The 25,787-nt window shown below is 57.6% G+C and carries 22 protein-coding genes and 1 pseudogene; 15 read left to right on the top strand and 8 right to left on the bottom strand.

Going from position 1 to position 25,787, the window contains the following annotated elements; all coding sequences use genetic code 11:
* Positions 1-19: 19 nt before the first annotated feature.
* Both smpB and B047_RS0106740 read right to left on the bottom strand, forming a co-directional pair.
* Positions 20-451 (bottom strand): SsrA-binding protein SmpB, encoded by a 432-nt coding sequence (gene smpB, locus B047_RS0106745; RefSeq protein WP_018466190.1) that lies wholly within the window; start codon positions 449-451, stop codon positions 20-22.
* A 172-nt stretch (positions 452-623) separates the two neighbouring features.
* Positions 624-1,124, bottom strand: a complete 501-nt coding sequence (locus tag B047_RS0106740) for a TlpA family protein disulfide reductase (protein ID WP_026234667.1) — start codon at positions 1,122-1,124, stop codon at positions 624-626.
* Positions 1,125-1,500: 376 nt separating this feature from the next.
* On the opposite strand from B047_RS0106740, the gene B047_RS0106735 reads away from it, so the two are divergent.
* The 15 genes and pseudogenes from B047_RS0106735 (at position 1,501) to B047_RS17580 (ending at position 13,428) form a co-directional block, all read left to right on the top strand.
* Entirely contained in the window at positions 1,501-1,947 is a 447-nt protein-coding gene (locus B047_RS0106735; RefSeq protein WP_018466188.1) for a thioredoxin family protein, read from the top strand.
* Positions 1,940-2,398, top strand: a complete 459-nt coding sequence (soxY, locus tag B047_RS0106730; RefSeq protein WP_026234666.1) for a thiosulfate oxidation carrier protein SoxY — start codon at positions 1,940-1,942, stop codon at positions 2,396-2,398. The genes B047_RS0106735 and soxY overlap by 8 nt, the downstream gene beginning before the upstream one ends.
* 14 nt (positions 2,399-2,412) lie before the next feature.
* Entirely contained in the window at positions 2,413-2,739 is a 327-nt protein-coding gene (gene soxZ, locus B047_RS0106725) for a thiosulfate oxidation carrier complex protein SoxZ (protein WP_018466186.1), read from the top strand.
* A 30-nt stretch (positions 2,740-2,769) separates the two neighbouring features.
* Positions 2,770-3,552 (top strand): sulfur oxidation c-type cytochrome SoxA, encoded by a 783-nt coding sequence (gene soxA, locus B047_RS0106720; protein ID WP_026234665.1) that lies wholly within the window; start codon positions 2,770-2,772, stop codon positions 3,550-3,552.
* Positions 3,553-3,562: 10 nt separating this feature from the next.
* Positions 3,563-4,135 carry a sulfur oxidation c-type cytochrome SoxX gene (gene soxX, locus B047_RS0106715; protein WP_018466184.1) on the top strand — a complete coding sequence of 191 codons (573 nt, stop codon included), beginning with the start codon at positions 3,563-3,565 and terminating at the stop codon, positions 4,133-4,135.
* Positions 4,135-5,844 carry a thiosulfohydrolase SoxB gene (soxB, locus tag B047_RS0106710; RefSeq protein WP_018466183.1) on the top strand — a complete coding sequence of 570 codons (1,710 nt, stop codon included), beginning with the start codon at positions 4,135-4,137 and terminating at the stop codon, positions 5,842-5,844. Before soxX (B047_RS0106715) ends, soxB begins: the two co-directional genes overlap by 1 nt.
* On the top strand, positions 5,841-6,401 hold the full coding sequence (gene soxX, locus B047_RS0106705) for a sulfur oxidation c-type cytochrome SoxX (protein WP_018466182.1): 561 nt from the start codon (positions 5,841-5,843) through the stop codon (positions 6,399-6,401). The genes soxB and soxX (B047_RS0106705) overlap by 4 nt, the downstream gene beginning before the upstream one ends.
* Before the next feature lie 3 nt (positions 6,402-6,404).
* Positions 6,405-7,208 (top strand): sulfur oxidation c-type cytochrome SoxA, encoded by an 804-nt coding sequence (soxA, locus tag B047_RS0106700; RefSeq protein ID WP_018466181.1) that lies wholly within the window; start codon positions 6,405-6,407, stop codon positions 7,206-7,208.
* Positions 7,209-7,210: 2 nt separating this feature from the next.
* Positions 7,211-7,651 carry a rhodanese-like domain-containing protein gene (locus tag B047_RS0106695; RefSeq protein ID WP_018466180.1) on the top strand — a complete coding sequence of 147 codons (441 nt, stop codon included), beginning with the start codon at positions 7,211-7,213 and terminating at the stop codon, positions 7,649-7,651.
* Between the two features lie 11 nt (positions 7,652-7,662).
* The gene (locus tag B047_RS0106690; RefSeq protein ID WP_018466179.1) at positions 7,663-8,508 is read left to right on the top strand and encodes a translation initiation factor 2; all 846 of its coding nucleotides are present in this window, start codon (positions 7,663-7,665) and stop codon (positions 8,506-8,508) included.
* Positions 8,509-8,518: 10 nt separating this feature from the next.
* Complete coding sequence (locus B047_RS0106685; protein ID WP_018466178.1) at positions 8,519-9,820, top strand: FAD-dependent oxidoreductase; 1,302 nt, start codon at positions 8,519-8,521, stop codon at positions 9,818-9,820.
* 10 nt (positions 9,821-9,830) lie between these two features.
* Complete coding sequence (gene soxC, locus B047_RS0106680) at positions 9,831-11,117, top strand: sulfite dehydrogenase (protein WP_018466177.1); 1,287 nt, start codon at positions 9,831-9,833, stop codon at positions 11,115-11,117.
* A complete protein-coding gene (locus B047_RS0106675) occupies positions 11,110-11,658 on the top strand; it encodes a c-type cytochrome (RefSeq protein ID WP_026234663.1) in 549 nt (182 codons plus the stop codon). Before soxC ends, B047_RS0106675 begins: the two co-directional genes overlap by 8 nt.
* A gap of 7 nt (positions 11,659-11,665) precedes the next feature.
* Entirely contained in the window at positions 11,666-12,334 is a 669-nt protein-coding gene (locus tag B047_RS0106670) for a cytochrome c biogenesis CcdA family protein (RefSeq protein WP_018466175.1), read from the top strand.
* Between the two features lie 26 nt (positions 12,335-12,360).
* Positions 12,361-13,428, top strand: a pseudogene (locus tag B047_RS17580) (IS630 family transposase).
* Between the two features lie 286 nt (positions 13,429-13,714).
* Here B047_RS17580 and B047_RS16435 read toward each other — a convergent pair.
* The 6 genes from B047_RS16435 to B047_RS17575 form a co-directional block, all read right to left on the bottom strand.
* Entirely contained in the window at positions 13,715-14,887 is a 1,173-nt protein-coding gene (locus tag B047_RS16435; RefSeq protein ID WP_052606065.1) for a cysteine desulfurase family protein, read from the bottom strand.
* Positions 14,884-16,332, bottom strand: coding sequence for a BREX system Lon protease-like protein BrxL (gene brxL / locus B047_RS0106635; RefSeq protein WP_018466169.1), 1,449 nt, complete (start codon positions 16,330-16,332; stop codon positions 14,884-14,886). The genes B047_RS16435 and brxL overlap by 4 nt, the downstream gene beginning before the upstream one ends.
* Positions 16,329-18,476: a hypothetical protein gene (locus tag B047_RS0106630; RefSeq protein ID WP_157205838.1), complete on the bottom strand. Its 2,148-nt coding sequence runs from the start codon at positions 18,474-18,476 to the stop codon at positions 16,329-16,331. Before B047_RS0106630 ends, brxL begins: the two co-directional genes overlap by 4 nt.
* Positions 18,473-24,046, bottom strand: coding sequence for a hypothetical protein (locus B047_RS0106625; RefSeq protein WP_018466167.1), 5,574 nt, complete (start codon positions 24,044-24,046; stop codon positions 18,473-18,475). Before B047_RS0106625 ends, B047_RS0106630 begins: the two co-directional genes overlap by 4 nt.
* Before the next feature lie 23 nt (positions 24,047-24,069).
* Complete coding sequence (locus tag B047_RS17875) at positions 24,070-24,300, bottom strand: hypothetical protein (RefSeq protein ID WP_157205837.1); 231 nt, start codon at positions 24,298-24,300, stop codon at positions 24,070-24,072.
* A gap of 226 nt (positions 24,301-24,526) precedes the next feature.
* Positions 24,527-25,786 carry a DUF4007 family protein gene (locus tag B047_RS17575; protein WP_084784957.1) on the bottom strand — a complete coding sequence of 420 codons (1,260 nt, stop codon included), beginning with the start codon at positions 25,784-25,786 and terminating at the stop codon, positions 24,527-24,529.
* Position 25,787: the final 1 nt, after the last annotated feature.

The following is a 25,787-nucleotide window of genomic DNA, read 5'->3' as shown; positions in this document are numbered from 1 at the left end:
GTGAGCACCGCTTGCAAGCTCACCAGCTCTCCAGCTCGCGCTGCACAGCCCGACGCTTGTCGTCGTCCTTCTTCTGGAAGGCTTTCTTGCCACGCCCTAGCCCCACGAGCAGCTTGGCCAGGCCGCGCTCGTTGAAGTAGAGCTTGAGTGGAACCAGGGTCAGGCCCTTCTGCTCAACCCTCGAGCGCAGCTTTTGCAGTTCGCTCTTGTGCAGCAGCAGCTTGCGCAGGCGACGGGGGTCGTGGTTGGTATAGCCGCCCTTCTCGTAAGGGGCAACGTAGAGGTTCTCGAGGAAGAGTTCGCCGTTTTCGAAGCGGGCGAAGGCACCGGTGAAGTCCACCTGGCCCGCCCGGATGGATTTGACCTCACTGCCCCGCAGCACCAACCCCGCCTCGTAGGTCTCGAGGATCTCATAATCGTGGCGCGCGCGGCGGTTCTCCAGTCCGGCCATGAGCACCTCAGTCTAGAGGCAAAGCGCCTGAGATGCAAAGGCCAGCGCAGCTCCTTGCCCTAAAGCACAGCCCAGAAGCTCGGTAGCTCTTGCCAGACGCTTGGGTCTTCTTATCCCCCTGATGTTCAAACCAAGGATAAGCCTGCCAGACTTTGCCAGTATCCATCACCGCTCAAGGCGCAGCTCCCTGGTAGCCCGCCAGGGCCAGGTCGTCCTTGATTGCCTCTACCTGCACCGGGCCGGCATAAAGGTTCACAATCCGGCCTTCGCCGTCCAACACAAAGGTCCATGGCTGACCCAAGACCCTAAAGCGGTTGGCGACCGTAACCGGGGTATCTCCGCCCGGCAAGGCCAGCAGGGGCAAAAATGACGGATACACCTTCATGTAAGCCTGTACCACCGAAGCCGTATCTTTAGGCTCCCGGCTGATGACCACGAAGGGGATCTGGTACTCCTGGGCTAGCTGGTGTAGCTTGGGGAACTCTGCCTTACACACCGAACACCAACTCGCCCAAAAGGTGATGACTACCGGCTTGCCTTTGAAGCTTGCCAAGGTGTAGATGGTGCCTTTCGCGTCGGCTAGGCGGAAATCCGGAGCCTTATCGCCGGGTTTGGCTGCCAAGGCCACCAGCATCATCCCTGCCAAAACAATACCGGCACATTTCCACCGCATGCCCTTCTCTTCTCCCGTCAACTAAATTATACCCCATCTGTCATAAACAAGGTAGCGTCGGTTTACAAATAAAAGCGATCTTGCCAATCCCCGACATGAGCTGCTGCAAACACAATCGAGATGGCTCGAGGGTCGGTGGTTTCCCCATCACTTTTAGCTACCCATATGGGGTATATGTTTGAAGTGTTTTGTATCGCAGATTATTCCATCTAGACGGCAATTTCAGCAAATCGTCAGTCCGTCTGACTGTCTTAGGATTCAACATCTTGCGACACCCCAGGCGCATGTGTTTATGCGGTAATTGAGGGAAATAAATCACAAATAGATGCTTGACCCTTATACCCCCAGATGATATAAAATCACATGTACACCAGCTATGCGACTTGTGCGAACGGGCATCCTCGGGCTCATCGGCGTGGTATATCCCTGGTTCCCTGTAGTGACAGCAGCGGACTTCAACTATTGGTATACCTATCCCGAAGCCAGCCAACTGGCCCAGCAAACGGGGCGCACCCTCATGGTCTATTTCTGGCGTCACGGCTGTCCTTACTGCGAGCAGATGAACACCTTTGTACTCTCCGATCCTGCGGTATCGCAGGCGCTAGAGCGCTGCTTCGTGGTGGCCAGCGTAGATAGCCAGAGTCCTGAAGGGCTTGCTCTAGCCCGTCAGTTACGGGCACTGGGCACTCCCACCTTCGTTTTCCTAGCGCCCCGCGAGAATAGCTGGAAGGAAACGGGGCGGCTTTTCGGCAGTCGTCCCCGGGCGCAGTTCCTGCAAGAACTACAGCAGGTCTCCACTCAAGGAGGTGGCAGTTGTGGATAGAAGAGGCTTTCTTAAAGCAGGCATGTTGACCGGAGCTCTACTGGCTTCCAAGTTGGCTCCAGCAGTAGCCCAGGGGGGCGGGCTCGAGGGGGAAGACGTCGCCCATTTAGAGCCCGCCCTGCAAAAAGCTTTGGGCAAAAGCTTCAAAGACCTCACCCCCTCGCCCGCGGTGAAGCTAAACATGCCCACCATCGCCGAATCTGGGGCGAATGTGCCCTTCGAGATCGAGGTCAACCTGCCCAAAGACCAGGTAAAAGCCATTCATCTCTTCGTGGATAAAAACCCTTCCCCCCATATCGTCAAGGTGGAGCTGGGGCAGGCCGTGCCCTACTACGCCTCCCGAACCCGCATGGCCGAGACCTCGGCGGTGCGGGCGGTAGTGGAAACCCAAGACGGCAAGTTGCTCATGGCTTCCGCCAGCACCCGCGTCACCGTGGGCGGGTGCGGCTAGAAGGAGGTGCACATATGGCCATTCGTACCCTAGCCCGCCTAACCCCTCCCAAACCCAAAGCGGGGGATACCTTCAAACTCCAAGTGGTGGCCCAGCACCCCATGGAACCCGGCACCCGCAAAGATGAAAAGGGCAACCTCATCCCCGCGCACTACATCGATTCGGTGGAGGTGTACTTCGAGGGACAAAAAGTGGCCAGCATCCTGCCCGAACCCGGCGTGAGCGCCAACCCGCTATTCGGGCTGGCTTTTCAGGCTGGTCAGCCGGGCACCTTTACCATCAAGCTCAGGGACAACAAGGGAGATAGCGGCGAAGCCTCCGTCAAGCTGGAGTTGGCCTAGTCCAGCACTGCGCCACATCGAGGAGGCCGTATGTGGAGATGGATCGGATTGCTATCACTCCTTTCCCTGACGCTGGTACTGGCCCAAGGGGAGAGTGCTCAAAACGCCAAAGAGGAGCTGGCACGGCAAAAAGAACTCCTGCGCCAGACCATGGGGATCCTCCCCACTGAGCTGGTCACCGAGCAAGGCAAGGAAGTCTTCTTGCGTAAAGGACCCAGCGGCAAGAGCATGGAAGCCTGCGACTTCGGTCTGGGCCCGGGGATAATCAAGGGAGCCATGGCCCGGCTCCCCCGCTACTTTCCCGATAGCCAACGGGTCGACGACTTAGACACCCGCATCGTCTACTGCATGACCCAAGTCCAGGGGTTCAAGCCCGAGGAAGTCAAGCGTTCGGATGTGGTAGCTGCAGCGTTTTACATCGCTAGCCAGTCTAGCGGGGAACAGGTGCGGGTAACGGTATCTACCCCCCAAGAGCAAGCTCTGTACGCCCTGGGTGAAAAGCTTTTCTACGCCCGTAGCGGCAAGCGGGATGTGGGTTGCGCGACCTGTCACGTGGACTATGTGGGCCGGCGGGCCGGACCCCTCTTTTACGCCGACGTGCTGGGCGAGGATCACTCCTGGACCCACTGGCCTGCCTACCGCTACTCCAACGACCAAAGCTGGACCATGGAGGACCGCATCCGAGCCTGCTACGGCAACCTAGGCCATCCGCGCCCCGATTTCTACTCTGCCCCGATCATCGCCCTCGAGCTTTTCATGGCTCAAAAAAGCAACGGGGCCAAAATCGAGGAATCTCCCGCCTTCGTGCGCTAAGGAGAAGCGCATGCGCAAAATCGTCTTGGTGCTTTTGGGCTTTTCGCTGCTGGTGGTCTTGGGGCAAAGCAATAGCCCCTTCACCTCCCAGGAGCAGCAGCTCCTCCAGACTGCGGGCAAGGAGTTTTATGCGGCTTTGGCAGAGCAGCCCAAGGATCAGGCCCTTTGCTCGCAGTATAAAAACCACCTCCCCTCAGACCGGCTCTCCGGGTTTTTGCAAGAACAGCAGAGCCTGATCAAATACCCGGCAAAGCTTATGGGGGACTGGAGAAAAGGGGGAGCCATCTTCAACGACATGGCCAAGGCCAACTGCTTCACCTGCCACTTTGGCTCCCCGGTGAACTGGGGGGGGAACGTAGGACCCAGCCTGGAAAAATACGGACGGCGGGGGCAGTCGGAGGCCATTCAGCGCTATACCTACGCGGTCGTGTACAACTCCTGGGCGTACTTCCCCTGCACAGTAATGTATCGCTTCGGCGTACAAGGCCTCCTCACCCCGGAGGAGATCGCCGACGTGGTGGCGTATCTCTTGGATCCCACCTCAGACTTCAACACCAAGCCTGCCGCCACCGGGAGTAAATAATGACCCGGCGCGAGCTCATCGGACTCCTCCTGGCCTTGGGCTTGTCCTCGCCTAGGGCCTGGGCTCAGGCCCTGGAGAAACCCGAGAGTTTGTACGACCTTCCCCCTTATGGGGACTTCACCCTTTTGTACCTCACCGACCTCCACGGTCAACTCAGGCCGCACTACTACATGGAGCCGCCCAACCTCCTCGCCCCCCAGCCCCTGCTGGGACAGCCCGGCTACCTCAGCGGTGCGGCCTTTCTTCGTCGCTACGGGGTTCAGCCGGGTAGCGCTATGGCTTACCTGGGCAGCTACTTGGATTTCCAGACCCTGGCTGAGCGCTTCGGCCCCATCGGGGGGGCTGCGCAGATTACCCAGCTCATCCGTAGCCAGAAGGCAGCGGCACAAAGGCCGGTGCTGGTGCTGGATGGGGGGGACAACTGGACCAACTCCGGCCCCTCTTTGCGCACCCGGGGCGAGGCCTTGGTGGATTGGATGAACCTCAGCGGCTTCCAGCACATGGTCTACCACTGGGAGTACACCTTGGGGCGAGAGCGGGTGGAGGAACTGGAAAAAAAGCTCAAGGCACAGGTGCTGAGCTACAACACCACCGATGAGGTCTTTGGAGATCCGGTGTATCCCGCCTACGCGGTGTACCCAGCGGGCCGCTTCAGCGTAGGGATTATCGGGCTCACCTACCCCTATATCAAGGTCTCCCATCCGGAGGAATTCTCCGAAGGCCTCTCTTTTGGCATCAAAGAGCAAGACCTTCAGAAAACCGTAGACCGACTCAGGGCTATGAAAGTAGACGCGGTGGTCTTGCTTTCCCACGGGGGGCTACCGCTGGATATGGCCCTGGCCCAACGCATCCAGGGTATTGACTTGATCCTCTCCGGTCACACCCACGACCTCACCCCGGTACGCTTGCGGGTAGGAAAGACCTTCCTGGTCGCGGGAGGGTCGGGGGGCAAGGTGCTCGCCCGCATAGACCTGGCCCTCATGCGGGGGGGGATTGCCGACCTCCGGCTTCGGCTGCTCCCCATCTTCTCCCGGGTGCTGCCCGAGGACCCCGAGGCCAAGACCTTGGTCGAGCGGGTCTACCAGGAAAATCCCGATCTACTCGAGCCCATCGCCCAGACAGAAAGCCTGCTGTATAAGCGCGACACCCTCTACTCCACCCTGGACGAACTGGCCTGCCGGGCCATCGAAGCACATTACCCGGAAACCGAGGTGATCTTTAGCCCCGGTACCCGCTGGGGGACTACTTTGCTGCCGGGAGAACCCCTGACCCTGGATCACATCCTGGCCTATACCGGCTTCACCTACCCCGAGGTATACGTGTTCAAACTCAAAGGGGAGCGGCTCAAAGGCCTCCTCGAGGACGTGGCGGCCAACGTCTTTACCCCCGACCCTTTTTACCAGCAAGGCGGGGACATGAGCCGAAGCTATGGCATTACCTACACCCTGCACATCGATGCCCCGCTGGGAAAACGGATCCAAAACCTCGAGGTTCGGGGACGCCCGCTCGAGCCGGACCGGGAATACCGGGTAGCGGCCTACGGGGGCAGGCTCCAGCGCCTGGGCACCCTGGTAGAGGGTTTCTCCCCCCGACCCATTCACGAGCTGATTGTGGAGTACGTGAAGCAAGAGGGCCGGGTAAAGCTGCCCCCGAGGCCCAACGTGCGCGTGCCGGAGCGTAACTACCACCTTCCCGGAGGAAACGAATGAAGCAAAAAGCGATCCTGATCGGTGTCCTGGCCTTTTTAGGGCTGACTACTTCCCAGTCGGGTCCCTTTAAAGCCCGCCTCGAGAGCGCGGTGCACTCCGGTGGAGAGTCCTACGCCCAGGTGCTGCTGTCCCAAGACCCCGCCCAGCAGCTTTGTACCCAGTACCGCAACCAGCTCCCCAGCGCGCTTATCCCACAGTTCCTCCAAGGGCAAAAAGCCCTGATCCGCTACCCCAAGACCGGAAAGCTGCTGGGAGACTGGCAAAACGGGGAAAAGGTATTCACCGACCCTAAGCGGGGCAACTGCTATGCCTGCCACCAGGGCGATCCTAAGCAGCTGGCTTATGGAACCATGGGCCCGAGCCTCACCGGCTACGGAAGCCGGGGTACTTCGGAAGGGGTGCTACGCTACACCTATGAAAAAATCTACAACTCCTGGGCCTACGTACCCTGCTCGCTGATGTACCGCGGCGGCGTACACGGGCTGTTCACCCCGGAGGAAACAGCCGACTTGGTGGCGTTTTTGCTAGACCCCCATTCCCCCATCAACCAGAGGTGAGCGATGCGCAAAAGCCTGCCCATAGCCCTGTTGTTGGCCGCTAGCACAACCCTCTTCGCCCTGTCCCAACAAGACCAACAGGAAAAACCCCTCGATCCCTTCGAAGAGGCCATGAAGCAGCGTCAGCAATACCTGCAGAATTTCGGCATTCTTCCCGGAGACCTTTTTGCCTCGCAGGGAGAGGAGCTGTTTTACGCCAAACGGGGTCCCAAGGAAAAAAGCCTCGAAAGCTGCGACTTTGGCCTGGGACCGGGGAAGCTCGAGGGGGCTTATGCCCGCCTTCCCCGCTACTTCCCCGACACCCGAAAAGTAGAGGATCTGGAAACGCGCATCGTAGGTTGCATGGAGCGCATCCAAGGCTTCCGGCCCGAGGAGATCAAGCGTGACGAGGTGGTGGCGCTGACCACCTTTGTGGCTTCAAAGTCCAGCAAAGCCAAGATGGAGGTCCGTCCCCAACACCCCGCCGAGATCGCCATGTACACCCTGGGCCGGGAGCTTTGGTACACCCGCGCCGGACCCCGGGACATGAGTTGCGCGATCTGCCACGACAGCTATGCCGGGAAACGGGTCCGGCTTTCCCCGGTGATGAGCCCCAAGCAGGGTCTCGGAAGCGAGTGGCCGGCGTACCGCTTCGAGGAGGACCGGATGTACACCTTTGAAAACCGCATCCAGTTCTGTTACACCTCGGTGGGCATCCCAGCTCCCGACTTCTACTCCCAACCTCAGATCGCCCTAACCATGTACATCCTCGCCGAGGCCAGCAAGGCCGGGCATAGCTTCCAAGAGCTTCCTTTCTTCACCCGCTAGCCATGCTCCCCCGCCGGCAGCTTTTGGCCATCCTCCCGCTGCTTCCTTGGGCAAAGGCCCAGGCTGGGCGTGAGGACTGGACGGTGGCCTTTGGAAAGTTTATCCAGCAGGTACCCCCCGCCAGTTACCTGGTCTACCCTACCGAAGCCCGCGACTTGCTGATCTTTGATCCCTTTGTCCTGGACGTGCGCACCAGCGAGGAGCGGCAACGGGGCTATATCCCCCATTCGGCACATATCTACGCCGGGGAGGTACCCGAGCGGCTTTTTGAGTTGCCCAAGGACCATAGCGCGCTGATCTTGGTCTACTGCGGCAGTGGCAGCGTGAGCGTAGTGATCACAGCCTATCTGCAGGCGTTGGGCTATACCAACGCAAAGAATATCGCACACGGCTTCAAAGGCTGGCTGGATGCCGGCCTACCCGTGGAAGGAGGCAAGCCATGAGAAGGCTATGGATGTGGATTTGGACAGCGCTGCTGGGCTTGGCCTGGGCGCAGTCGGTTCAGGTTGAAGTGCCAGGGAGTCTGGCCCAGGTTGAAAACCAGGCCCTGGCTGCGTTGAAAGCCAACGGCCTCGAGCCGGAGCGGGTCTTGAACCTGGGAGAACAGATTCGGCAGGTCACCGGAGCTCCCTTCCCCGACTACCACCTGGTGGTGCTCAAGCCTGAGGCCGGGAGCCAAGCCGCTGCCTCCAAAAACCCCATGGCCGCCATCGTCCTCCCCCCTACCGTCTACGTGCACGCGGCCAAAGCTGGGGTGACCACGGTAGGAACCTTCGACGGGCGATTGCTGTTCAACATGCTGGGCGTGGCCAGCCCTGAAATCGATGGGCTCGTCTCTCGCCTCGAGGCCAGCTTGGGCCAGCTGGGCAAACTCGAGCGCATTGCCCCGGCCATGATGCCCGACCCCAGCTCGGGGATGATGCCGGCGCTACTCTACTTTGTGAGCGGGGCCAAGGCCGAGGACATGGTGCTTTTGCTCGAGGGGGAGCTCACCGCCCGCGGCCTCAACCTCACCCCCAATCTCAAAGTGGGACCGGTCACCGTGATCATGCCCTGCAAGAGCGAGTGGGCCCGGATCATGTTCAACACTCAGCCTGCCGGAGGGTTTGCCGCCCCGTGCCGCTTCTTCGCAGTGGACATGCCCGGCGGGGCCTTGGTGGGGGCCATCGAGCCCATGCTCATGACCATCATGCCCGGGGTTATGGGTTCACCCGCGGTGGCCATGCTCCAGGAAGCCCGTAAAACCATCACCGAGGTTCTGGAAAGCACCGGAGGGGTACCCTACCGTCCGGGCCAGTAAGGAGGGAAGGATGTCCAAATTCAACCGTCGTCAACTGCTCAAAGCGGGGGCCACCCTCACCGCGGCCAGCACTCTAGGCAACGGGGCCAAAGCCCAGCAGGAGTTTTATGCCACCCCCCTTACCCCTACCCTGCTTCCCGATCGCCGCAAGGCCCGGGTGGTGGTGGTGGGTGGGGGCTGGGGCGGCACCACGGTGGCCCGCAAGGTCAAGCAACAACGCCCCGAGGCCGAGGTGGTGCTCATCGAGCCAAAGCCTTTGTTCATGTCGTGCCCCATGTCCAACCTCTTCTTGGCCGGGATAAAGCCCCTGGAGTTTCTGGTCTTCGATTACACCAACGTGGTCAAGGATGGGGTGGTATTCATTCAGGAGCGGGTGCTGGACATCAACCGGGAGCGGCGGCTGGTCCGGACCACCGGGGGTTACCTGGCCTACGACTTCTTAGTGCTCGCCCCAGGGATCGCCTACATGTACGAAGCCATTCCCGGCTATGCCGAGGTGCGCCACTTGATGCCGGTGGGCTTCAAGCCCTTCGAGCACGTAGCCCTGCGGCGTATGCTAGATCAGTTTGACGAAACCGGCGGGGAACTGGTCATGTACATTCCCAACCCCCCCTACCGCTGCCCCCCGGGACCCTACGAACGGGCAGCCATGCTGGCCTGGCGGCTCAAAACCAAAGGGGTAAAAGGCAAGGTCATCGTCTTGGACGCCAATCCCCAGCCCATCTCCAAAGCCCCCGGCTTCCTCGCCGCCTACAACGACCTCTACAAGAACCACCTCGAGTACATCCCCAACACCCGCATCACCGGCTTGGACTATGAGAAGAAGCTGGTGAAGACCGAACTGGGAGATGTGCCTTTCACCCTGGCCGACCTCATCCCCCCCATGAAGGCCGCCGAGATCGTCCGTCAGGTAGGGCTCGGCGAGCGCTGGGCCAACGTGCAACTCCCCCACTTCCTCTCCGAGAAAGACGAGCGCATCTATCTCGTAGGGGACATCACTGGCAACACCCCCTACCCCAAAAGCGGCATGATCGCCTACGTCTCTGGCAACATCGTAGCCAAACACATCGCCGAGCGGCTGGGCGGCAAACCCCTGGCCGAGATCCCCCTCATGCTGCCTACCAACATCTGCTATTCGTTCGTGGATTCGGAAGAAGCCATCTGGGTGTCGGCCAACTATTCCTGGGACGAAGCCGCAAAGCAGATTAAAGCGCAAAGCGCCGTAGATAACCAGCGCTCCGCAGCGAACGGCACCGCCGCCTACGGCTGGGCTCAGAGCCTTTGGCAAGACATGTTTGGCCCGCGGGCTTAGGGGAGGTGGAATGGAGCGGAGAAAGTTCTTTCGGCTGCTGGGGGGAGGGATGCTCCTCTCCCCTTGGCTCAAAGCCCAAGCCCAGCCTAAAGCCTGGGAGGAAAAGACCCTCGAGCCCCTGAAAACCCTGGGAACACCCCTCTCGGAATATGGAGAGCGCTCTCCTTTCGAGGCCGAGGTGGTGCGCTACATCTCCCCTAACCTGCGCACCCGAACCAGCGGGGCCGACTTCGCCCCGCTGGAAAAGCTCAATGGGGTCATCACCCCCAACGGCCTGCACTTCGAGCGGCACCACGGGGGGATACCGCAGGTGGACCCCCAGGCTTACCGGTTGGTGATTCACGGAAAGGTCGAGCAGCCGTTGATGTTCACGCTGGAAGACCTTAGACGCTTTCCCTCGACGACCCGCACCTACTTCATCGAGTGCGCAGGGAACGGGCAAAACGGCTACCGTAATCCACCCGACCCTAACCTCACCGCTACCCGCAGCCGGGGGCTGGCCTCCAATGTGAGCTGGACTGGGGTACCCCTAGCCCTGCTGCTAAAAGAGGCCGGACTCCAGCCCGGGGCCCGCTGGCTCATCCCCGAAGGGATGGATGCGGTGGCCTATACCCGCAGTCTTCCCCTCGAGAAAGCCCTCGAGGATGTGCTGGTAGCCTACGCCCAAAACGGAGAGGCCTTGCGCCCCGAGCAGGGCTATCCGGTACGGCTGGTGGTGCCGGGCTGGGAGGGAAGCATCCAGGTGAAGTGGCTACGGCGCATCCTGGTCACCGATCTGCCCGCCATGAGCAAGGACGAAACCAGCGAGTATACCGACGTGATGGCCGATGGCAAGGTCTTGGCCTTTACCTGGGTCATGGACCCCGAGTCCATCATCACCTATCCTTCGGGTTTGCAGCGCATTCAACCCGGATTCCACGAGATCCGGGGCCTGGCCTGGAGCGGGTATGGGCGCATCACCAAGGTGGAGATCTCTTTTGATGAGGGCAAGACCTGGCGGCAGGCCACCTTGGAGCCTCCCGTGGAACGCTACGCCTTCGTGCGCTTCAAGCTGCCCTGGTACTGGAATGGCCAGGAGACGATCCTATGGAGCCGGGCTTGGGACGAGGCAGGGCATACCCAGCCCAGCCGAGAGGAATTCTTCCAGAAGTGGGGCAGGAACAACCGCTACCACTACAATGCCATCCAGGCCTGGCGGATCGCTCTGGACGGCCAAGTGACCAACGGTGACCGCTCTCTGGGCGGGGTGGCCCAGGGTCCTTCCGGCGGCTGTGGCGGGGAGGTATTCGATGTCTAAGCGGCTTGCGGCAATTTTGCTGGGGCTCAGCCTGGCCGTGGCGGCCCGTTACCAGCTGGGCACTCCCCTTACCCCGGAGCAGGTGGAACAGTACGACCTACGTCCGGTGGTGTTGCCCGATGGCCGGGGGCTCCCTCCCGGAGAGGGCGGGGTGGCCGAGGGAGAACGGATCTACGCGGAGAAATGCGCAGCCTGCCACGGGAAAAGCGGGGAGGGTTATCCATTCAATCGTCTGGTAGCCGAGCCCTTCCCCATCACCCCGCAGACCGAGTCCGCCCAGTTTGCCATCGGCAACTACTGGCAGTACCCGACCACCCTCTTCGACTACATCCGCCGGGCTATGCCCTACGGGAATGCAGGCAGCCTGAACGCCAACGAGGTATATGCGCTGGTAGCCTGGCTCTTGTACCAAAACGGCATCACCGACGGCAGCCAGCCGATGAATGCCCAGACCCTGCCCAAAGTGGAAATGCCCGCTCGAGCCCTGCTTCAGCTCGACCCCGAGACCCACAAGCGCTTCCCCTGGCTCGAGCTTCCCTGATGAGCCCATGGCCCTGAGCCTGCCCATCGCCTTCCTTGCGGGAGTCATCTCCTTTCTCTCCCCCTGTGTGCTGCCCCTGGTGCCTACCTACGTGCTCTATCTGGGAGGGGACAAGGAGCGCCCGCTGGTCAACGCGGCGGCGTTTATCCTGGGATTTTCCGCGGTATTTTTGCTCTTAGGCCTCCCCTTTACCCTCTTGGGGAGCCTGTTGTTCGACTACCGAGAGGCCTTGAGCCGGATAGGGGGTGCGGTCATGATTTTGCTGGGGCTATATATGCTGGGCCTCCGACCGCGCTGGGGAGTAAGCCTACGCTATACGGGCGACACCACCCGCCCTTGGGGAGCTTTTATCCTGGGGATCGTGCTGGGGTTGGGCTGGACCCCCTGCATCGGCCCGGTTTTGGGAGGTATCCTTACCCTGACGGCTACCGGAGGAGGAATACACCTGTTGTTGGCCTATATTTTGGGCCTGGCCTTGCCCTTCTTCCTGGTAGCAGCCTTCACCGATCACCTACGACCTATGCTGCGCCGTATGGCCCGCTTCTCCCACGGGGTGGAGCTGGCGGCAGGAGTGGTGCTGCTGGGGGTGGGGATTTTGCTGCTTACTGGAGCCTACACCACTCTTAACAGCTTCTTCCTAAAGATCACTCCCGCCTGGCTACAGGATCGGCTCTGATACCAAATCTATGTAGATAATAATACATGCCAAGCAAAGCCATACCCCTACACCCCCACCTGAGCCTGGAGGAACTCGAACAGCGCTACCGTAGCTGTAAGGATGCCAAGGAGAAGACCCGCTGGCAGGTGATCTGGTTGTACGCACAGCAAACCCTGGAGAACTGCCCCAGGTGAGTCAGGCCACCGGGTTTAGCCAGAACTGGGTCTACAAGCTCATCCGGCGCTACAACGCCGAGGGACCCCAAGGGCTCATCGATAAGCACCGCTACAACCCAGGAGGGGATAAGCGGGCGCTGCTGAACCAAGAGGAGCAACAAGCTCTCTGGCGGGCCTTGCAAGAGCGCTCCTCTGACGGGGGGGGTGTGGACAGCCCACAAGGTGGCCCGCTGGGTGAAGGAGCACACCGGTAAAACCATGGCTGAGGTGACGGCCTGGACCTACCTGCGCCGCTTGGGCTTCACCCTGCAAAGCCCCCGCCCTCGACACACCCAGAGGGCTACGGCCGAGGCGCGGGCGGCCTTCAAAAAAAGCTAGCCGAAGTGGTCGAAGAACAGCATCGGTGCTATCCCCAACGAGCGCGTGGGGTGGAGGTCTGGGCCCAGGACGAGGCCCGCCTGGGCCGTGCGCAGGGTCTGGGCGCTCAAAGGACAGCGGCCTTTAGCCTTCCATCGCACCCGCTATGAATGGCTTTACGTCTACCTCTTCGTGCATCCGGCCAGTGGGAAGAGCACCTTCCTGATCCTGCCCACGGTGAACAGCCAGCTCATGAGTCTGGCCCTACGGGAGTTCCAGCGAGAGGTGGATCCAGAGAGAAGGAAGGTTCTGGTGCTGCTCCTGGACAACGCGGGCTGGCACCGGGCCAAAGACCTCCAGGTACCGCCCGGTCTGTTGCTGCTGAACTTACCGCCCTACACCCCGGAGCTCTCCCCAGCGGAGCCGGTGGTGGCTTTGCTGCGGGAAGCGGTGGCCAATGAGCACTTCCCCAGCCTGGAGGCTTTGCAAGAGCGTCTGGTAGAGCGGTGTGTTTATCTCCAGGAGCACCCCGAGGTCATCCGGGGGGTGGCGGGGTTCAGGTGGATCCCTAATGAATGACTATCTATATAAGGTTGGTGTAATTCCTTACACGACCCTTGGGCCTGCCACCCGCAGCTACACCAATACAAGCCCCGGAAAACCCGGTTGCTCTTCCGGATCTCGCCGCACCCGTGGCACCTCTGGGAAGAATACGATTGGTTGATCCAGCGGCTCCCCTGCTTTTCAGCTCAGCCTCCGCATCGTAGCTGAGGAGGACATTGCGAATCCGCTGAAACGGCACATCGCGGCCTATCTTCAAACAAACGTCTCGTCCTTCCGACTCAAGGTGAGCCGAAAAAGCCTTCTAAAATTGCTTGTGGGCAGCTGGATTCTCAGCTCTGAGCTGCTCGTAGCTGCTACAAATCCGATCTATTGCAAAAGGCACCTCAGCCAATCTATTAAACCGACCCCAGCCAACCCGCACCGTGCTGTAAGCCTTTTCTCTGGATAGCCCTATGGCAGTTAGAACATAGGAGGGTTCAAGCGCACCCGAATTGCAGGCTGAGCCCATGCTTAGGGCAATATCCGGCAAGTTCAAAATCAGGGCATCAGCTTCTACATCGGGAAAACTGATGCTGCTGTTGCCCGGAAGGCGACAACCGAGATCACCATTGAAACAAACGCCCGGTATTCTGGAACTCAGGCCCTGCTCAAAGGCATCGCGTATCTCGGCAATTCGTCGCACTTCTTCATTCAGGGTTGCCTCGGCTATGGTACATGCAGCCCCAAGCCCTACAATTCCGGGTACGTTGAGGGTTCCCGAGCGCAGGCCCCACTCCTGCCCCCCACCGAGTACCTGCGGCCTAAGGAGGGACTTCTTCAAATCTTGCCGAATGTACAAGGCCCCCACACCCTTGGGGCCATAGATTTTGTGGGCGCTGAGGGACAGCAAATCCACTCCCCAGGCCCGAACATCTACCGGCACCTTACCCACTGCCTGGGCTGCATCGCAATGAACAACCGCTCCGGCCTCTCTTGCAAGAGCTGCAATAGCCTCTACAGGCTGAAGGGTTCCTATTTCGTTGTTAGCTGCTTGCACCGAAACAAGGAGGGTACGGTGGTCAATGAGGCGCTGGGCAGCCTCGAGGTCAACCCTTCCTCTGAAGTCAACCGGCAAATACACCAGCTCGAAGCCCTCCTGGGCCAGCCTCCGCATGGGCTCGAGCACAGCCTTGTGCTCAATGGGGGTTGTTACTAAGCGCTTGCGAGAACCCTGGTACGCCGCAGCTAGGCCAAAAATGGCAAGGTTGTTGCTCTCGGTCGCCCCGCTGGTGAACACAATTTCACCAGGCTTGGCCCCAATAAGCTGGGCCACCTGGCCACGGGCCTGCTCTACGGCATCAGCAGCCTTTCGACCCAAAGGATGAAGGCTGCTCGAGGGGTTGCCAAAATGCTCGGTGAAAAAAGGAAGCATGGCTGCTACAACCTGCGGATCGCAAGGTGTGGTGGCATGGTTATCGAGATAAAGTACTTTCATGCACCCTCGTTTCCAAGGTATTGCTCGTACTGCCTGTACTCACCGTCCAGAATATAAAGCTGATTCCAAATCAGTTGCCTGAGCTCGAGGGCAGGTTTGAGGCAGTAGGTTTCGAACTCCTCAGAGCTCACCTCTCCATGTGGAAACTGTAGCTTCATTAGACCACTGGCAATCGCTCGTACCGACTCTTCATTGCGCTTATAGGGTCGCCTTCCTTTGAGCCGGATATGACGCGCACAATACTGATCGGCGCTGAAATCATCCCGCAAACTCAGCAAAACGTCCCCAAAAAAGTCTGATTTCAGCCCAACCGCGGATTCGGTCTGCGGACCGATCAAAAAGTGATTGCTCAGCTTGGGGAGCCTCCAGCCTGGAATCATGCCCCGAATGCGATCTAAGAAGGCAGTCTCTTGCAGGAACTTAGGCAACTCTTCTACCACAACTTCTCGAAGAGGGCGCTGGTGTTCATCCAAAGAGATATTAGCCAAGAGCACCAGTCCACAGTCGCTGGCTGTTTCGTGCAGGCCCCCGCGGGTGAGCTTGCCGTTGGCAAGGTAGCCCTTCAGCCCCCCCACAATCTCTTCGGGTTTCTCGAAGCGCAAGGTCTGCACCTCATCAAGGACCACCACAGCCAAGCGGGCCAGCAACCCCCACTGTCCTGTGGCATTGTTGACGAACAGTACGGCAGGTGAGACATTGCCCCCACTCACCAAGCGCACCTTGGGACTGATGTTTTCGTAGATGTAGCTTTTTCCGGTTCCCTTGGGCGCCAGTTCCATCAAATGCAGATTTTTCTGCACAAGGGGAAGCAGCCGACATAACAAGAGCGTTTGTTCATCCTGGGAAAAAGCACTCGGTACATAGCCCATCGAAATCAGCAGCAGGGAGCGCCATTCTTCAAGGGTAAAGGCTCGACGCGATTCCTTGAACAAATCGAGATTTACCGTTGCCTGCATGGGTTTGAAGCTCAAAATTGCGGGCCCATCCGACAGGCGACTGATTTCAGTAACACCCCACACCCCCTGCCGCAAGAGGTCTGGGTATTGGTTGAGCAGCTCATTCGAAATGGCTGCGTCATCAATGCCCAGCAAGCTCATCCTAGCGAAGTGCGGAGGTTTTTTGGTGCGGCTCAAGTCCACTTCCGCCTGAACCGGGGTCAAAACACGTATCGTCTCACCTTGCGCAATTTTGTGTTTGATGACATTCTGCTCGTTTGGTCCGGGAATTACCCGCTTGGCCCACTCCTGCACCTTGTACGCCTCTTCAGGCGTAAGAGGGCCTACACCTGGCACCACACTCTCCAGAACCCACTCCGCCACATAAGCAGGCACCCCCCGTTTTTGTAGTTGGCTCATCAAAAGTCGGCGTTTGTCTATCGCCAGTCGCCCAAAAACCTGGCTCACTTTCTGGCTCAGACTGGTTATGGTCGCACCCTCGGCACTCACAGCAAGTCCTCTAAAGGATTATCGCCTTGTTGGTACATCTCTTCTACCTCTAAGCGTACCTTTGCCTCCACATAGGCTGGACGCTGGTCTGGCCGGAGGAAAGAAACCTGGGCCCGCAAGGACTGTACGTCGCGTTTTGACGGCCAAGACGGTATTTCAAGTGCATGCTCGAGTCCCCCCATAGCCGATACTTCCCTTTGAATAGGGAAAGTCTGCTGCTGTTTGGCACCAAATGACAGCTCGAGAACCACAACAGAAATCGGGTTGGGGTTTCTTACTTGCAGTACTATCTGCCCCGCTCGCTCAACCACACCTTTACCTAAAAGCTCGGCCTCAATATCCTTCAGCTCGTAATCTCTGGCAAACTCCCACCAGGGAATCAAAACCTCCTCGGGGTAGATGCCTCCGTGCGGGTAGGCATCCACCCCGCGCTTACCATCCTGGGTGAGGAAGGACTCCCCAGACAAAACCACCACACAGTCCTGAGATAGCCCAAATGCGTCTCGGTGAAGGTAGGCCAGGTCTCCTTCGATTTCAATGCTGTCACGTAGTTTCAAATTGCCCAGAGCTGCCCTCTGCCGGGATTGTGCACCTTCGGGTAGTGGATGAATCCTAGGAGCCTCTGCCAGCAAACGACCATGATCGGTGGTCACCACCACTCTCAGCGGTATTTCTTTGGGAAGAGCGAGTAAGAGCTCGGTAAGGCGCTCAGCAAAACCGGTCAGAATCCCCCTGGCGTTTCTCAGCGCCACATCTTTCCCGCTTGCGCGGTGATAGGTGCTGTCTGGTTCTAGGTCACTCCAGATAATCAGGTTTCCCAATTTGGCCTGGGCAAGCGCCTCCTTGACATCTCTGTCCCTGACTAAAACCCGACCCAGGTCGGGCTGGTCTTTTGCAAGGGCTGGCTTTACCCCCTTCAAAAGAGCAGGCTTGGCGCACTCGGTAATGGTGGGTAAAGGAGCAAAGGCCACTTCAGCTTGCAGCAGCGTGATGCGCTGGCCCACGTCGAATCGCCGAATCTCCTCCCAAAGATGTTGCATGTCCACGTAGCCCAGTCCGTCCAGCACCACCATGAGGGTCACAACTTCCGGCTTCTTGAGCTGACTAGCCTTGACCCAGCTCAAGTTTTGACGGGCTGGTCCATCAAAAAGCGCCTCATCTTTGTACATTTGTAAATACCACTCGGCAAACTGCCTTCCGATTTGCGAGGTGACTGCCAGATGCTCAGGATCATTGGTTGCCCGAATCCGATAGGGCAAATACTCTCGAACAAACCATGATCCAATCTCTAAAATCTTCTCTGGCAGTGGGCCTGGAACCTTGGGAGGCAGGCACTTTCGCAGTTTTTCCCTGATCGCTCCGTTGACGTGCGGCTCAATGGCCGTAACTACCTCGAGGGTCAGCCGTTCGGGGTGTTCGAGGTAGTAGCTCGCGCTAACTTCAGCGACAACAGACAACAGATGCTTATTAGCCCTGCCGCCTCGGAGGATACCCAGGAGCTCATCTGGCTCTTTGATCACCAAGCTCTTCAGCTCGTCCTGCAAGCGTTGAATCAGATTTGCGGATAGTTCTGTAGGGAAATCTCCCCAGCTCAACGGTTGGCCCATTCCCAGCCATCTCTTTAAGAGTGCAAATGATTTGTCCGCGCTATTTACCTCGTAGGCAGAGCGCTCTTGCCCCAAGTAGGTTGTTTTGTACCAGTTACCAAGGCAGGCCAGCACGACTCTTTCCGCCTCGCTTGGCGCATGCTCCAGCCACCACAAGAGCCACTTTGCAGCGTGATCTGGCCCCGGTTCATCACCCCACCAGACCTCGTTCCATAACAACTTGGCAAGCTGGAGAAGCTCAAGTTCCTGTTCAGAGGGTAGCCGATTGCCAAGAGAACCGGCAAGTTCCTGAGCTTGTGCCTGGGATAGCTCTGGGCATAGTTGAAGCAGACGGCTCGAGGGCGATTGCAGTTTGCGGACTGTAATACCTCGACCTCGAGCATAATCCTCTGCCCAGCGGCATAGCTCTCTACCTCGAATGACCCCAGCTTTGGGCCCAACCAGCCACCTGAGCAGATCCACCTCGCTTTCTACCGTCTCCCACCCATCCGGTATGGGCGCATCCTGGTTGGGGTCAAGATAGAACTCAACGCTCATGCCAACTCGCTTTGGAGCAGCTCTTGAAGGCGCTTCAGACACGCCTCTCGCTCAGTGGGGCTGAGACGCTTAAAAAGCTGCTCAATGCGGTCTCGAGTATTTTGGTCAAGCCTTTGCTGCAACCTACTTCTCAGGGATGCGAGTTCCTCTCTGCCTTGCTCGGACAAAAAGGGTGGCGGTGACTTAAGCTCGCCTTCAAGAAGCTCTGGTTGGCTACTTTGCTCTATTTTTTGCCGGAGCTCGGTGAGCCATTCTTTGGCCTCGCGCTCTTTACTGGCAATTCTTTGGCCAACTTCGGCCAATAGATCGTTGCTACTCCTTAAGGATATTTCTCCTAAGTCCTTGAATAAGTCGGCGAGTTTATTGATTTCATCGAGCAACCGCTCAGCTTGTTCAGGGTTTTCTATCGGAGAAGTTTTGAGGATATGCAAACTACCCAAGTATTCGCTAAGGCGATCAGCATGATCCAGCAGACGGTTGGCCTCGTCTGCCCAATCAGTGCCGACAAACTTGCCTGCAAAATCCTTCAGCTCAACCGAAAGCTTCCTTGCCTCGGTGAGCTCACGCGTCTGGTCTAAGCGGGTACGGTAATTGTCCAGGTTCTCTTGTAAAGCACGTATGCTGTTTTTCAATTTTTCTTGCTTATCCAGCAAATCCCGTCGTATGCCAGACCCACTTACCTCTTCGAGCCATTGCCCAACTAGGGCCTGTTGCTCTTGAAGCTCTCGAAGGGTGGTTGCAGGAGCGAGATTGCGCAAACGCTGCCCGATTTCTTTATCTCGCCGCTCTTGGCTCAACCGATTTTCGACCTGGGTGCGGATTTCCTGCAGGCGAGGCTGCTCAGAACTGGGCAGAAATGCCGGTATTTGCTGAAGTTTGTGCTTCAGAGCTTCGGGAGGTTCTGTGGGGAGTTCGCGTTCAATGTTCGAGAGCCAGCTTCTGGCTGTTTCCTCTTGCTCGTGGATATAAGCCTGAACCCCTTCTATGGCGTTCGCGACCACACCTTTCTGTACATCGCTCAAAACCGAGGCGCTCTTTATTTCCTCGAGCTGAGCAATGCGCTGCTGAGCCTCCTCCGGTGTACGCGGGGTAGGTTGCGCTTCAGCCCGCGAAAGGAGGTCGGCTACATCCTTGCTGCGGTTGCTGAGGGTTTCTAGTTTTTCCTGCCACTCCGAGTTTTCATATTTGGCCAGGGCTCTGTTAATGCAGTCACGCAAATCTTGAACTTTGCCCGCACTAGCAAGATTGGGCAACTCACTTTCCCATGCTCTGGCCTGGGCCTCGAGTTCCTCAACAGCTTGATCTAGCTCAGCTTGCTTTCTCCTAATCGCCTCTAAGACGCGTTCACTACCCGTCAGAGAACCGATCCCTGCTTTCCGACGGCGCAAATCTGCCAAGGTGCCCCGTGTCGGCGTTTCGGCAATTTGTTTGAGAATCCTTTCTTCCTGTTGCTCCGCAGTGCGACGCGCTTCTAGCTGCTCTCGAAGCTCACCCAGATCTTTTCGCAGATGTTCCGGCAAAAAGGGGTGCTCTTTTACAAGTTCCGCCGCTAGGGCCGCCAAGTTATGCCCCTCTGCCAAACGCTTGCGACAGCTCTCCAGCCAGCTCGAGGCTTCCATTTCCTGGGTTTCGATATGCGACCGAACTGCTTTAATTTTCTCCTCGAGCTTGTGCTTTTGTGTTTCACTCAAAAGACCTGCGTACTCCTCGTGGAGTTTGGCAAGACGCTCCAACACGCTTTTGGCTTCTTCGGCAGTCTTTGGTAAGCCAGACTCCATCTGCTGGAAAAAAGCAATCAGCCGATTTAACCGCTCTTCCGCGGCCTCAATGTCCCGAATATCCGGAGTGCCTTCAAAGCGATTCCGCTCCCGGAGGATGCATCTTTCCAGTTTTTGCGCGGCCTGGGCGCTATCTATTGCGTCAATTTGTTTTTCCAGGCCAAGAATAAACCCCTCTAGCCTCTCAACCTCCGCTTTTAGCAAGCTCCTCTTAGCAGATGCCGCATCTTGCACCTTTTCCGAAGCGTGTGACGTGAGGGGCTCGAGTTCCCTGAGCTCCTTACGGAGCTTGGCTAGTGTACCCGCGGCGTCGAGTGCTTCAATTCTAGCCAGGAGGTCAGCGATTTTTTGTTTCTCCTCGAAGCGGTGCTGTTCACCCTCGAGTGTTTTGAGCGCTCGCTGAACCCGCTCCGCTGGCTCTGCAAGACCCAGTTTGTTGAGTTCGCGGAGGGCGTTTTTTAGAGCCTCCTCTTGCCGTCCATACTGCCGGATATCGTCGAGCCGCTCATTGGCTTGGCACAAGTATTCTGTTTTCTCTTTTATACTTTCCAAAGCCCTTTCTCGCAGTTCCGGTGGCTTAGCCTTGCCAGAAGCAACTGTAAAGGGCTCGTTTAGCTTGCTAATATTGCCGAGCAGAGCAGCAAGCCGTGGGATGCTGGTAGCCTTTTCCAGCTGCTCCTCAATCTCCTTGACTTCGCGCTCATATTGACCAAGCTTGCTGATACCGTCTTCCAGTTTTTCCAGGGCGCGCCTGGCGTTGTCGAGCAGCGCCGGGTCGGAAATATCGGTTTCTTTGGCAGAGGCTTTGAGTTTTTCCCGAATTGCCTCGGCTTCATCGAGACTCAAGCCTCCATCGTTTACTTTTAGAATAGCGGCCTCGACATCTTGCAGAAGCTGCCCTCGATCCTTGCGTCGCAGGCTGGCGTTGGCCCATAATGCGACAAAGTCCTTGGGCTTGAGCCTCTCACCATTACCCGTAGCGCTGTCGAGTCCCACTATCTTTCCATCCACCGCAACCTGTAGGTCGTTGCGGTAATACCCCAGCCAAGCGCTAAAGAGAAGGGCCAGAGTGTTGTAGTCATAGCCGTAGGGTACGTTGAGCAGCTCGAGCAGCACCTCCTTGAGCGGCGTCCACTCTTTACCGGGGGGGATGCTCCCGTCTAGGCGCTCCCAGGCTATTTTGGTGTGTGCACCTTTGGGGGGCTGAAGCTGCTGCTTGGCATTGATCAAGCCCCAAGCGTTTGAGGCCAGAAATCGATCCACAACCTCATTGGCTACCTTGGTCAAACCCACCGAGGCCCCAGCTAGGTTGTTGGTCATCAGAACTTTAACCAGCGCCTCCACTGCCCCCCTGAGATTCGTAGCAGTCTGGCGATATTGGGTATAAAAATCTCCAGGGTGATTGTGGTAGGCAATGCGGTAAACCTCCTGCAGGGTACGCTCGATACGGTCTGCTGCGCCAATCCCCACCGAGAGCGCCCGCACCTGGCCCCTGGCCTCGGCAGGAACTTCCAAGTTACCGGATTTCAGTAGCTCGTTTAGGGTGAGCCAAACCTGATTGACCAGGCGGTCTTGCTCCTCCTGCATAACCGTTGTGCTGATTTCCCTGACCACCTTGCCCACAAAAGTGCTTTCGGTTAGTAAAACGCATTTCTGGAGGTTCGTGATGAGCTCGGGTGTGGGCCGAGCAGGTACAACCACCACCAGCGGGGCTGCTTTCAGCTTGGCCGAGGTATCGAGCACCCTCTGCAGGTGCTGGGCAAACCAGTTCAGGTCGTCCTGGTTACGCGCGAGCGGGAGCAATACCAAGCCCCGGCAGTCGGGCAACTCACTGAGCGTGGCCGCGTATCGAGCGGTCAGGCGCTCCAAAACCTCCACCGTCCAAGCAGACCGGGTCAGCACCACCAGTTGTGCGGCCCAGTCCTCGGAGTGGCCCCAGTCTACGCTAACGAGATATTTGCTTACGCTAACGGGATATTTGCGGAACAGCGGACTTTTACTATCAGCAATTAGCTTATTGACTTTGGTCTGCCCGTAACCGTCGAACTCATCGAGGTACGCCCTAAGAAGACCCCGCTTCTCGAGCTCCGCAAGCTCCTGGTTGAGCCGCTTTTCAAGCTCAATGGCAGCATTGCTGCCCGACCAAAAGGAGTAGATTTTGTTTGCGCTGTCGTAGCGAATATAGCGCTGTTCTTCCAGTTGTTTAAGGGTTTCCTCGGCGTCTTTTGACAAGAGGCCGGAAAGCTCGGCAATCACGCCGGCATAGCCCGCGCTCTTGGTGGGGATGTTGGCCGCCTTTTGCAGGAGCATGGCCTTGAGCACGGCCTTTTGCCGGGGATCTAGGTCGGGCAGGTCTACCTGCTGAAACTGTTGCCAGACCTGCTCTCCCAGCATCTCCTGGAAGTAGTCCACTAGCTCTATAGGCAGAATCCAGTTGGGCTTCCCATCCCGAACGGCAGGTTCCTCAAGCACCCGCTTCAGAGGGCCATCATTGTCGGTCAGGAAACCCAAAACCGTGCGGGTGTTGGAGGCTCTTTCAAAGTCTACGCTCGAGAGCAGGGCTGTCGTGAGCGGGTGCAGAGGAAAACACTCCCTGGTCACTTTTTCCTGAAACTCCTCCGAATTCCAGTTCAGCAGCCGCTTGTAACGCTCGGAAAAAACTTCAAAGGTCAGTTCGCTCGCGGTCGCCATGCTGCTGCTAATACCGGGCTCGCTCAGGAGTTTTTGCCAGTTGGCCGTGTTGGGCTTGAAGTATGCCCCCAGCACATCCTCGAGGCTCGAGTGTAACCAAAAGCGGTTGTTTAGGGGTAGGCGAGTCAACTCTTTGGTAAGAGCTCCATACCCAACGGTTCCATCGTTCCTGACAACCTTCTCGGGTTCATGCTGTGCCAGGGCCACAAACAGCACCTTGCTGCGATTTTCTTCCACCCCGTTAAGCAGCTCTTGCAAAGGAACCCCGATGGAATGTTGGCTACTGTAGCTGCGAACAAACTCGCTAAACTCGTCGAACAATATGAGCAGGCCGCCAATCAAGCCCTGCTTATCGTGCAGTTCCTTGACAACCCATTGGATAGCTTCGGTAAGGTCAGTCTCTCCACCAAAATCGGGTCTGAAATTTTTTATCTTTCGGAATAAATCTATACAAACTGAATAGGCGCTCGTTTCGCGCCGTTCCACCTTTTGGCGTAGACTGGGCAGGTCGAGGCGGTGTGGGTGCAGATATTCGTTGGCCACACGAATTTCCTCGCCATTCAGGCTATTCAAGAAGCGTAGCGCTTCAGAAAACCAAAAAGGGGTTGACACCCTCTTGGTTGCCTCCGTAGCCCGGAGCGCTTGCTCGAGCCCCAAAAAGAACTGGTCGCGCAGGTTTCTGGGAGAGTCGCCGCGCAACAGCACCACCAGGTACGGCTTGTGATACTTCTTGAAGTTCCGGAAGGGCTCGACGCTGGCCGGTTCGTTGTAGGTATGCTCGAGTTTATCGAGGATCTGCTGAACCTCCGGGGAGTCGGCGGGCATGCCGAAGTAATTGGCAACCACCAACCCAAAGTGGCTCTTGCCCCGGCCATAGGTTGCCTGAATCAGGAAGCGGTTTTCGATGCCATCCGTAGCCGCTTCCCTCAGCAGCCGAAGGAGCTCTGCCGAGGATTTTTTCTCTGGCATGCTGCCAGCGGTAAACATGTAGCTCTTGAGCAGACTGAGGTTGGCTTTATTACGGAAATGGCTGATTTGTACGTCGTTTCTGAACTCAGCACTGTGATCTAGTTCGGTAATATCACAGACCCGTAAAGTCATGGGTACTCACCCCTCGGTAACCTTTAACTTACAACTGCCAGCCGCCCTCCCCTGTGCCAAATGTCCCTCGAGGCTTTATCGGGTAGCAGGTGATCTGCCGAGGTAGGCATGGTGATGACGAGGGCCTTAGGGCGCTTGCGAAAACTATCTCGCAAAAAATCCCATACGTAGGGGCGCTCCTGGAACTCGAGGTAGGACAGAGCTATGTCGAGGTTGTACAGCAGCAGGGCATTGGTCTGGGTCGGTAGCTGCACTATTTCGTCTAGCTCTGCAATCAGGGATTGTTTGTTTAGTCCTAGGAAAAGCTGCCCATCCAAAACCTTTTTCAGCCGCCATTCGGCGTAGTTGAGGGCATCGAGGTTTAACTGGGCGGCTAAAGAGCGTTCTTTACCCAGATATTCCGTACTCAGGAGCAAAATGCCTGTGCGGCAGGCGAGTTGGTTACCCCGAACCCGCCGCACAACTTCCAAAGGGGAGGGCTCAGTCATAGATATGCGGCAAAAAGTCGGCGGGCGAGCGCCACAAGCGGAGAATTTGGTGCGGGGGGGCCACCTGGATAAGATCCAGCAAACCCCTGCTCTGAAGCTCGCGCAAGCGGGAGTTGAGCTGAAAAGTGCCCATCAAAAAAAGGTTCGCAAACCCACCGAACTCATGCAATTCCGAAAGGGCTACCTGCCTGAACTGCGGCCATACGCTCCCCCAGTAGTGCGCCAGGGCATACCCCACCACCCACTCGTTGGGCGGCTCGGGCTCGAGCACCTGGTAGCCCGCTTCCGTTTTTTCCAAAATGCCGAGCTTCTTAAGGCCATCTTCCTTGGTATAGGTACCCGTAAATACCGTTATCAGGCTGCGAGCCGAGCGATCGACAAGGTCTTTGCCCTCAGACACCCGCACAAACGCCCGCACAGCGTCAACAAGTTGGGCCCGCTCGAGGTGTACCCCCGGCTGGAGCTGCCGGCTAACCAAAAAGTGCCAGAAGGCTGGCCCTGGGCCCTTGGGTGCGCTCAGGTGGTAGTGCATGAGCCAGAGGGTGGAGGGATGATTGAGGTTGGGGTCGTGGTCATAGATGAACGCTCCAAGCTCAGTTAGGCGATAGGATTTTTCGACCAACAATCCCGTTCCAACCGCGTATCTAGGCATTGCTTTGACATAATTTGCACCAAGATTTGTACCGCTACGTATGGCCTCAAAATTTACCTTCTTGCTTGTGTCTAGCGCTATCTTCATAACCTGTGTAAGCGCCGCTCGATTAAGTGGGAAGGATTCGTGAAAAACTGCTCCTATTCTATTCATAGGCGAAAGAAGCTGCTCGATGAAGCTGTGAAGTTCCTGACGTGATTCCTTATCAGCAAATAAAGGGTATGCCCACTCTGCAAAATAGGCGTACTCGATAAGGTTATCAATACGGCTACGCCCCCCATCCGAAGTTGACGTCTTTTCGTACTCCGCTTCTTTTCCCGGAAAAACTTTGTGTTTCCAAAAGGTAGAGCTTCTTAGGTGAAAAAATGGAGGGGCCGGTTGGCACACATCATCAGCCGACATGTGTTGCTCAAAGTGTCTCTGGAAACGATTAATCAGAGAATTGTCAAAATAAACTCTATTGTTGAATTCAGGTGATTCATCTATTATGTCTAGCACAGCCAATAGCATCACCAGCTTGTGGGGACGCTTGTGCTCTCCTTTGCCGCCTCGACGCAGCTCCGCTATTTCTTGCTTTAGTTTCTCCAGGAGCTCAGTCATA

Source organism: Calidithermus timidus DSM 17022 (assembly GCF_000373205.1).
GTDB classification, from domain to species: Bacteria; Deinococcota; Deinococci; order Deinococcales; family Thermaceae; genus Calidithermus; species Calidithermus timidus.
Note: the sequence above shows the minus strand (reverse complement) of the source record. Positions and strands in the feature narration are given on the sequence as shown.

What these genes read in the sequence shown, in the direction of transcription:
- smpB (WP_018466190.1), bottom strand. Translation starts at nt 451, where the DNA reads ATGGCCGGACTGGAGAACCGCCGCGCGCGCCACGATTATGAGATCCTC.
- B047_RS0106740 (WP_026234667.1), bottom strand. Translation starts at nt 1,124, where the DNA reads ATGCGGTGGAAATGTGCCGGTATTGTTTTGGCAGGGATGATGCTGGTG.
- B047_RS0106735 (WP_018466188.1), top strand. Translation starts at nt 1,501, where the DNA reads ATGCGACTTGTGCGAACGGGCATCCTCGGGCTCATCGGCGTGGTATAT.
- soxZ (WP_018466186.1), top strand. Translation starts at nt 2,413, where the DNA reads ATGGCCATTCGTACCCTAGCCCGCCTAACCCCTCCCAAACCCAAAGCG.
- soxA (WP_026234665.1), top strand. Translation starts at nt 2,770, where the DNA reads ATGTGGAGATGGATCGGATTGCTATCACTCCTTTCCCTGACGCTGGTA.
- soxX (WP_018466184.1), top strand. Translation starts at nt 3,563, where the DNA reads ATGCGCAAAATCGTCTTGGTGCTTTTGGGCTTTTCGCTGCTGGTGGTC.
- soxB (WP_018466183.1), top strand. Translation starts at nt 4,135, where the DNA reads ATGACCCGGCGCGAGCTCATCGGACTCCTCCTGGCCTTGGGCTTGTCC.
- soxX (WP_018466182.1), top strand. Translation starts at nt 5,841, where the DNA reads ATGAAGCAAAAAGCGATCCTGATCGGTGTCCTGGCCTTTTTAGGGCTG.
- soxA (WP_018466181.1), top strand. Translation starts at nt 6,405, where the DNA reads ATGCGCAAAAGCCTGCCCATAGCCCTGTTGTTGGCCGCTAGCACAACC.
- B047_RS0106695 (WP_018466180.1), top strand. Translation starts at nt 7,211, where the DNA reads ATGCTCCCCCGCCGGCAGCTTTTGGCCATCCTCCCGCTGCTTCCTTGG.
- B047_RS0106690 (WP_018466179.1), top strand. Translation starts at nt 7,663, where the DNA reads ATGTGGATTTGGACAGCGCTGCTGGGCTTGGCCTGGGCGCAGTCGGTT.
- B047_RS0106685 (WP_018466178.1), top strand. Translation starts at nt 8,519, where the DNA reads ATGTCCAAATTCAACCGTCGTCAACTGCTCAAAGCGGGGGCCACCCTC.
- soxC (WP_018466177.1), top strand. Translation starts at nt 9,831, where the DNA reads ATGGAGCGGAGAAAGTTCTTTCGGCTGCTGGGGGGAGGGATGCTCCTC.
- B047_RS0106675 (WP_026234663.1), top strand. Translation starts at nt 11,110, where the DNA reads ATGTCTAAGCGGCTTGCGGCAATTTTGCTGGGGCTCAGCCTGGCCGTG.
- B047_RS0106670 (WP_018466175.1), top strand. Translation starts at nt 11,666, where the DNA reads ATGGCCCTGAGCCTGCCCATCGCCTTCCTTGCGGGAGTCATCTCCTTT.
- B047_RS16435 (WP_052606065.1), bottom strand. Translation starts at nt 14,887, where the DNA reads ATGAAAGTACTTTATCTCGATAACCATGCCACCACACCTTGCGATCCG.
- B047_RS0106630 (WP_157205838.1), bottom strand. Translation starts at nt 18,476, where the DNA reads ATGAGCGTTGAGTTCTATCTTGACCCCAACCAGGATGCGCCCATACCG.
- B047_RS0106625 (WP_018466167.1), bottom strand. Translation starts at nt 24,046, where the DNA reads ATGACTTTACGGGTCTGTGATATTACCGAACTAGATCACAGTGCTGAG.
- B047_RS17575 (WP_084784957.1), bottom strand. Translation starts at nt 25,786, where the DNA reads ATGACTGAGCTCCTGGAGAAACTAAAGCAAGAAATAGCGGAGCTGCGT.